The organism is Butyrivibrio hungatei DSM 14810 (assembly GCF_900143205.1).
GTDB lineage: Bacteria > Bacillota > Clostridia > Lachnospirales > Lachnospiraceae > Butyrivibrio > Butyrivibrio hungatei.
In genome coordinates, this window is the sequence record NZ_FRDH01000007.1 from 135,792 (window position 1) to 144,500 (window position 8,709).

At 39.5% G+C, this 8,709-nt stretch carries 7 protein-coding genes; all 7 read right to left on the bottom strand.

Annotation, left to right across the window (positions count from 1 at the left end):
* Positions 1 to 132: 132 nt before the first annotated feature.
* Complete coding sequence (locus tag BUA02_RS09565; protein WP_072703374.1) at positions 133 to 2,214, bottom strand: DUF1266 domain-containing protein; 2,082 nt, start codon at positions 2,212 to 2,214, stop codon at positions 133 to 135.
* A gap of 644 nt (positions 2,215 to 2,858) precedes the next feature.
* Positions 2,859 to 5,168: a glycogen/starch/alpha-glucan phosphorylase gene (locus BUA02_RS09570; protein WP_178297637.1), complete on the bottom strand. Its 2,310-nt coding sequence runs from the start codon at positions 5,166 to 5,168 to the stop codon at positions 2,859 to 2,861.
* Positions 5,169 to 5,298: 130 nt separating this feature from the next.
* Positions 5,299 to 6,288, bottom strand: a complete 990-nt coding sequence (locus BUA02_RS09575; RefSeq protein ID WP_072703377.1) for a LacI family DNA-binding transcriptional regulator — start codon at positions 6,286 to 6,288, stop codon at positions 5,299 to 5,301.
* 133 nt (positions 6,289 to 6,421) lie between these two features.
* Positions 6,422 to 6,799: a hypothetical protein gene (locus BUA02_RS09580; protein ID WP_071175440.1), complete on the bottom strand. Its 378-nt coding sequence runs from the start codon at positions 6,797 to 6,799 to the stop codon at positions 6,422 to 6,424.
* Positions 6,796 to 6,963 (bottom strand): hypothetical protein, encoded by a 168-nt coding sequence (locus tag BUA02_RS15885; protein WP_178297638.1) that lies wholly within the window; start codon positions 6,961 to 6,963, stop codon positions 6,796 to 6,798. Before BUA02_RS15885 ends, BUA02_RS09580 begins: the two co-directional genes overlap by 4 nt.
* Complete coding sequence (locus BUA02_RS09585; RefSeq protein ID WP_072703380.1) at positions 6,953 to 8,017, bottom strand: MFS transporter; 1,065 nt, start codon at positions 8,015 to 8,017, stop codon at positions 6,953 to 6,955. Before BUA02_RS09585 ends, BUA02_RS15885 begins: the two co-directional genes overlap by 11 nt.
* A gap of 217 nt (positions 8,018 to 8,234) precedes the next feature.
* Positions 8,235 to 8,709, bottom strand: a 475-nt coding sequence (locus BUA02_RS09590) for a hypothetical protein (protein WP_178297639.1), incomplete at its 5' end; no start/stop codon positions are given.

Sequence of the window (8,709 nt, forward strand, 5' to 3'; positions counted from 1 at the left end):
CATAGTGACGATAAACCAATAATATTATAACATGAGTCTGGTTTCCCTTAAGCCGCTGTAATTCTTAAAATTTTATATAAAAAAACTTCCCAAACTATAACCTATAGCTGAGAAGCTTTTCATATTTTTTCATTAGTATTCCTGGTCTATCTTGTAATAATATCCTGTATCCATCATAAGATTTATTGCACTTCGGATATCGTTTGTAGTGCTTAGATTGTCAGTGTTTAGCTCTTTTCTCCTAAACATTTCACCGTAGTAATAACACTCATGGATCTCTTCAAATCCATAATATTCATACTTCATGGCATCATTGAGCTTGGCAATGAAGCCAAGGTACTCATTGCGGCTTAAATATCCGCATTTGTAGCACAGATAAGTGGTCCTTATGAGTCTCAAATAGTCATATGCATCAAGTCCACTTTCGCCAAAACGAATATACGTACAAGCAGCGGCTTTTACCTTCAAAAACTCATCTGTGGATATATGGTTCTTTTCAAAATAATCTGCTGTAATGGCTCCTACTTCGCCAAAAGTAAGGTCTTCTCCAAAGTCTCTTTTTATTGCCTTGATTGCCTTTTTAACATCGGAATTGGACTTTACATAGGTCTTATATTTGGCTCTATAGCCATATTTTATGGTCTTATTAAGCTTTTCTTTGGCTGAGCTTCTGCTATCAATTCCCCATGAAAGCTTAAGGAATGCAGTATAGGTATCTAGTTCTTGTTGTGTGTTAACTGCTGTTCCGCACAAAACATCAGGATTACCATTAAGGAGCTTAGCATATATAGATGTGGCATGTGCTGCCCACCTGTACTCTTCAGTAGTATTGCCATCATAGTGCCCTGGATCACTTGCATTGTAGGTTGTATCGTCAAATTCAGGTAAAAGCTCTTTATATCCTGCGTTTGGAACTACGCCGTAAACAAACCATGTTCTAGCTAGGATCAGTAGCATAATGATCCATACCACATACCAGCTTTTCTTTTTGAAATCCTTTTTACTTGTTACTTCCTTGATCTTGTCTTTATTTACCAGTGTTTTTGTCTTTTTCTTTATTACATTAAGGTCAAGCTTAAGTCTGGTCTCATTTCCAAATCCAGGGAAGCACTGATATGGCTCTTCATCGCTTATCCATACCTTGCAAACGCCGTTAGGATCTGTCTCTCCGTTATACCTGATCCTAATAAGGCCGTTGTAATCTCTTGCGACTCTTACAAGATTGTCGTCATCAGGATCTTTGTAGGCATAAACGTCAGCTGAATCTGAATCTTCTGGATTACCCTTTGCTAAAAGAATCGCATCATAGCTCTGGCTTGTCCAAATAAGCTGCAGGTTTTTCCTAATATTTCTTATTCCTTTAAAGAGCTTGAATCCTGAACTTGTCTGATCATCCTCAAGAATTAGCGTGTCGTCAAAATGAAGGCTTGCAAAGGCTGTCTTTTGGATGATTCCTGACTCGCTACAAAAGAAGGCATATCGATCGCTATCTAAGTATTTGTAAGGATTGTTGGTGCTGGTATTTTTGAATTTAGGGTCGTAATCCTTAAGGCGGGTCTTTTGAGCTTTGCTTTCATGCTGTGTCTCTAGGTTTTTAGTGATTATAGCATCTGTTTTTTTGACCTGGGCTTTCTCGCTTTGCTGTTCTTTTCTCTGTGTCTTTCCACTTTTCTGAGCTAGAAACTCCTTTGTAGCCGCGATCTGCTTGGCATCGCCCTTCCTAGCTACAATAATATACTTCTCAATATATGCCTGCATGAGCCTTGAGGTCCCATAGGTCCACAATAGATTAAGCCCCATAGTAACAGCAAGTCCTAAGATAAGCCCCGCCAGAATCTGATAATCCCCTGGCTCCACCTGATATTCCGTATAGGCATCCGATATCATATAGCCGCATACTGACGTGTAGATACATATAACCCACCAAATCAGCAGGAACACTACTCTCCAGCCAGATAACCTTCTTCTTGCTACTAGCTTCTTGTAGTAAGGATCTATAGTAAGCGTAAAGTCACCATAGAGCACGCTTCCAATTATCATGCTAAGTGAATAATCGTAGGCATTCTTTGTTATAGTTAGCTGATTGCGATTGAATATCTTGGGAAGTCTAAGCTTTTTTATCTCTTCTTCATCAAAGGATACCCTCTGGTACTTCCCTAGCGCCTCTTGTGCCTTATATACATTATTCGCATTAAACTTCATGTGATAAAACATTAAACTCTCTCCTTAACAACTCACCCCGCAATATAATACAACATTTCGTAATATTTTTCTCTTCTATGTCTTTGGGTTCATTTAGAAATTTGAGGTTTTTAGCCTAAATCCAACAGAATAATTTTTTCAGCTAATATTTTTCATTATATTTTGCTATTCATCCTCAAACCCACCTCAGCTTCCTTAACCTAAATCACTTCATACATACACATTCGGCTAAAGATTATCATTCTCTTCCCATTTCTTACTTGAATTACTTTAGCCGAAATACACTCGCCCACATTGCTTCAGCTAACAATTATAAAAAACTCAACCCTCTCTTCTTATTTTCCTTTAGCCTAATATAAGAAAAGCTGCGTTTTTTGGCTGAAAGCCAACCTCCATATATTAGCTTCATAGTTTTTCAACGTAAATGTCATTACATTTATCATGTTATTTTCATATGCAGACCAGCTGGAGTAGGCATAATGTCTGACCTTGAGCGATTTTATTTTTTTGTATTGCTACATTAAAAAAATCCCGGAAAAATTTACGTTCTAAACAACGTGAAGTAAATTATTCCGGGATTTTTGAATGTTTATATGTATCCTACAAAAAATACTATTAGAGTGAATAAGAAGCTTTTATTCCCTCCAGCGTCCTACTTAATTAAGATGCCAGATATCTCTGTTGTATTCTGCAATAGTTCTATCTGAAGAGAAGTAACCAGCCTTTGCGATGTTTACAAGCATCATCTTCTTCCACTTGTCGCGGTTCTCGTAATCTGCAAAAATCTCGTCCTTCTTGGCAATGTAGCTCTCAAGGTCAATAAGAGTCATGAACCAGTCTTTGTTAAGAAGCTCGTTGTAAAGTCTCTCAAGGTTCTCCTTGTGTCCAACCTTAAGACACTCTTTACTTACGATAAAGTCTACAGCTTCCTTGATAACTGGGCTCTTCTTGTAATAATCCTTTGAAACATAATCAGCCTTCTTGTAGTGCTTGATAACTTCATCAGCGCTTACACCAAAGATGTAAATGTTGTCATCACCTACAAGCTCGTGAATCTCTACGTTTGCACCATCATCTGTTCCAAGAGTGATAGCACCATTAAGCATGAACTTCATGTTACTTGTTCCAGATGCCTCTTTTGATGCAAGAGAGATCTGCTCTGATACATCACAAGCAGGAATGAGCTTCTCAGCATAGCTTACATTATAGTTCTCAACCATGATGACCTTCATGTACTTGTTAACATCAGGATCATTGTTGATGATCTCCTGAAGAACAAGGAGAAGGTGAATGATATCTTTTGCAATAACATAAGCAGGAGCAGCCTTAGCACCAAAGATGAATGTAAGAGGTCTAGTAGGCTTCTTGCCGCCCTTGATCTCAAGGTACTTGTGAATGATGTAAAGAGCATTCATCTGCTGTCTCTTGTACTCGTGAAGTCTCTTAACCTGAATATCAAAGATTGAATCAGGATCAACTTCTACGTTCTCATGCTCCTTGAGGTATGCAGCAAGCTCTTTTTTCTTGTCCATCTTGATAGACTCAAGCTTATCAAGAACTGCCTGATCATCGGCGTAATCAAGAAGTTTTTCAAGCTTGTTAGCATCCTTCTTGAAGCCATCGCCGATTGTCTGTGAAAGGAAATCAGCAAGGGGATGGTTACATGAAAGGAGCCATCTACGGAATGTGATACCGTTTGTCTTGTTGTTGAACTTCTCAGGATAGATCTTGTAGAAATCGTTAAGCTCGCTATTCTTAAGGATATCTGTATGAATAGCTGCAACACCATTTATTGAATATCCATAGTGGATATCAATAAATGCCATGTGCACTTTCTTTTCCTTGTCAATGATCTGAACCTTAGGGTTCTTGTACTTTGCTCTAACTCTCTTATCAAGCTCCTTGATATATGGAACGAGCTGTGGAACTACCTTTTCAAGGTACACAAGTGGCCATGTCTCAAGAGCCTCAGCAAGGATTGTATGATTTGTATAAGCACAAGTCTTGCTGACTACATTTATAGCCTCATCGATATTGAAAGCCTTCTCCTCAACAAGGATCCTAATGAGCTCAGGAATGATCATTGTTGGGTGTGTATCGTTGATCTGAATTGCAGCGTGCTTGTGGAGCTCGTGGAGGTCATACTGGCGCTCCTTCTGCTCTCTTAAGATAAGCTGAGCTGCATTTGAAACAAGGAAGTACTCCTGATAGATTCTAAGGAGGTTTCCAGCTTCATCTGAATCATCTGGATACAGGAAAAGAGTAAGGTTCTTGTCGATCTTGGTCTTATCAAAGTCGATACCTTTTTTAACAAGGCTCTCATCAACTGACTCGATATCAAAGAGACGAAGCTTGTTAACTCCTGTGTCGTATCCAACAATGTTCATATTGTAAAGGCGTGAAACTACCTTCTTGTCACCAAAAGAAACTTCGAAAGTTGTATCTGTCTTCTCAAGCCATGACTGCTTCTCGATCCAGTCATTCTTTTCAGCATTCTGAAGGTGGTCCTTGAATACCTGCTTGAAAAGTCCGAAGTGATAATTTAGTCCAATTCCTTCACCAGCAAGGCCGAGTGTTGCAATTGAATCAAGGAAACAAGCTGCAAGTCTTCCAAGACCGCCGTTACCAAGTGATGGTTCTGGCTCACACTCCTCGATATCTGCAAGGGATTTGCCGTTCTTTTCAAGAATAGCCTTTACGCGATCGTAAACTCTTAAGTTGATAAGGTTGTTAGAAAGAAGCTTACCAATGAGGAACTCCATTGAAATGTAGTAAACCTTCTTTTCTCCGTTGTACACTTCAGCAACATCCATGAGTCTGGAAGTCATTTCAAGAAGAACATAGTATGTTTCCTGATCTGTGCACTCTTTGAGAGTCTTGTTATATTTCTCCTGTGCAATATCTTCCAGCTGCTCCTCAAGATTAAGAACAAGTACATCTCTCTGCATGTTAGTATGCTTGGACATTTTTTCTTTCTCCTCTCGTAAGACAATATATGATTTACAAATACCTTTTATTTCTGTTTTATGGAAAACGTTTTCTTTGTCTTGTAAAAAAGCTTACCATAGGAAAACGTTTTCCGCAAGTACTTTTTTATCAGCAGATTATATCTTCATATTTGATGCGCACAAGTTCGTGCTTTACTGCTACTTTTCTGCCTTTTTCTCCGGACATTAATCTGTTAAGTTCCATGAGGCCTTCCTCGGAAATCTTGGCAAAGTCCTGTCTAACAGTATTCATCTGCTTGCCGGCATAGCCCATAAGGATGATTCCATCAAAACCACAGACAGGTCTGAAAATATCCATATCAATAAGGGCTTTCATGGCCCCGATTGCCATAATATCAGAAGCACATACTACACAATCTGAATTCTTGGCGTATTTCATAGTAAGCTCCCTTGCCCTAAGCTCAGAAAACTTACCATTTCTAACGGTGAGCTTACATTTCTTTTCATCGCAGAGCTTCTTGATGCCCTGGAGCCTTTCCTCTGTAACGTACCCGTCTTCGTCGCCTGCAAGGTACAGGATCTTTTTACATTTATTCTCTGTGATAGTCTTCTTGGCCACATCATACTGGGCCTTGGCGTGATCAATGCTGATACTGGAGGTTGACTCATTTACCATTGGTGCATCCACAACTACGATCTTGAAATTGCCACTATCAATGAGCTTGTGCAGGGCCTTATCCTTGGTAGTCATGCCATATATGATGATTCCCTTGATGCCTTGCGATGCAAAATAGCTTGTAACCTCTGCAACGTCCATGTCTTCTATCATTGACGTGAAGACAGTGATCACATCCAGCTGCAGCTCTTTTGCCTTATGAATAGCACCTGAAATGTACTGCATACTGATCTCATCGCTGGCCTGGGTATGTAAATTCAGCTTTATCAAAAGAGCTACTCTTCCGGTTCTCTTGGAAGAAAGTGTGGCAGCTACTGCATTTGGTACAAATCCAAGTCTCTCAACAACTTCATTTACCTTATTTCTAGTCTCTTCGCTTACATTTGGATAGTTATTGAGTACCTTGGAAACTGTTGAAATAGCTACACCAGCTTCTTTTGCTACGTCTTTTATTGAAACCATTATATTCCCTCTCATGTCTGGAAATCGTTTTCCGTACTATTAATAATATCTACAAATCATTTTTTTGTCTACAATAAAAAACGCTGTAACAAGGCTCTGCTACGGCGTTTATGAATATTTAATATTTTTGATCTCAGACCCCAAGCAATAACAAGAGAAAAACTCCAACTACTGCTGAAAAAAGATTGGCAATGAGGCTGACTGAAAGGGCTCTGTTAAAAGAGATATCGTATATAGCCAGGTAATAGATAACGCCCTCAACAAGCACGATTGCCAGCTCTAGCACAAAATAGGTGAAACCATATTGAATGAAGTAGGCGTTTAATATAAGGTTCAAAATGCCATTTGTTACGATATTTACGCATATCAGCAATGGAATCTTGTATTTATACTCAGACTTTTTAAAGCCAATAAGAACAGGGGCCATTTCAAGGATTATAGTCACAAGGGCCAATATTCCGACCACGGTAATTCCTTCTAGGACTCCTTCAGGAGTAATCACATACTTCATTTTTTACCATTCCTTTTCTTGATACCATGCACAATTGCGATTATAAGCGCAATTACAGCTGGAACTATGAGTATGAGAGCTCCAATAACAATTCCAAGACCTACGATCAATAGGCCTGGGCCGCCAGCATCTAATAAAGTAAGCGTAAATAAACTAGTTAACATTTTTATCCTCCTTAAGGGTCTTTCCTAGCACAACTGAACATGCAACGGACAAAACCACGATTATTACTGCATTTAGCATCGGATCAATAGGTCCTGTGATAAATGGTACCATTATTCCATTTCCAAGGGCAAGGGTTGTAAGACCAAAGGCTAGTCCAGGATTATCCGGTATCACCGACAGGAACATTCCAAAGGTGATGGCCATTGTCATACTAAATAGGAATATTCCAAGTATTGAGACTACCATGAGGTTCTGGCCCCATATAAGTAATGGGATACATAAAAGTGTCGAGTAAACTCCGACTTTTCTTGCTCCAATCTTGTCTGAAAGCCAGCCTCCAAGCGCTTTTCCTATTCCCATTATGAAGAAAAGAAGTATGGACTGCCACAGCTCTTTTCTCCAGGAAATCGGAATAGCGTAGCCTATGAAACTACGGACAAAAGTAACAAAATATGCTGCAACTATGATGACCATGTAGCTGCGCGGCATATCTCTTTTAACAAGGTCAAATTTCGGATACTCATACTCCTCAACAAGCCATGAATCGTTGGTTAAAAGAAGTAACACCAGCATCACAGCAAGGACTATAAATAAGTACTCTTTTCTCCAAAAGTTTGATGGCCCTAGGATCTGACCAATCACTACGCCAAAAGAGCCGCCGGAAACGAACAGTGCACATGGAAAGAGTTTTCCTTTTCCAATGAGTGTTGTCTGGATCGCGCAGCAGTCATGAAGAAAAGCATTGGCAAGTGCAACTATGAGCATACCTGCCATACTGCGGGGCGATGCGATGTCATACTGGACAAGCAGGATTCCTGCTGCCATTATAACAACGGACATGACAGGAATATTTAGTTTTGGGAACTTTTCGTGAACTATTCCTACCAGGAACTGTGGATAAAAAGCCACCATGTCAAAGAACATGTATATAAAAAATCTTGTGGCATTATCCACTTTAAATGTATGGGTTAAAATGCTAAAGCATATGACTTCTATGCAAAAATGAACAAAAAAGCAGGCATATGAATTAGCGAGGATCTTCGTTTGACTCATTTTTTGCCCTCAATATTTCTTTTCTCTATATAAGATAGACAATATTATAACCTGATATGTTGCGGCGGGAAAGAAACGAAAAAGTGAGCCCTAGGGACGGAGGTTATGGCTCATTTTTGAAATACAAAAATAAGCCATAACCTCCGTCCCCAGGGCTCAAAAAGCAGCTACCCACTTTTGTAAGTAGCTGCCTGAGTTTACTGCAAAAAATAATATTTTATTTTGCAACAACTTTACTGCCTTTATGTCTATTAATGCAGCTGTTACCTCCCGCTTTAATAGCCTCTTTTACCTGTTCATTCATAATATCAACGTATGAATTCTTGCCATCCTTGCTATAGCTTGGATCAAGAGATTCAAACTCATTGCCGTCATAGACAATAGCCATAGTGTTGTTATCAGAAGTCTTCATCAGGATAGTAGTCTTGCTACCTTCCTGAATTGTAAGGTATTCATAATCCTCTGCGCTGAGGAAATCTTCGATATCTTCAACTGCGCCTTCCATGGAACCTGCAGCTGCATTCATGTCCATTTCAGCTGGTGTCTGCTCTGCTTCTGACATATCAAATGCCATCTCAGGAGCTGGCTCCTCTATTACTATTTCAGGTGTTGGTTCTTCAAGTGCTATTTCTGGCATTTCCTCAGGAGTTGATTCCTCGAGGGCAATTTCTGGCATTGCCTCTGCAGGTGCA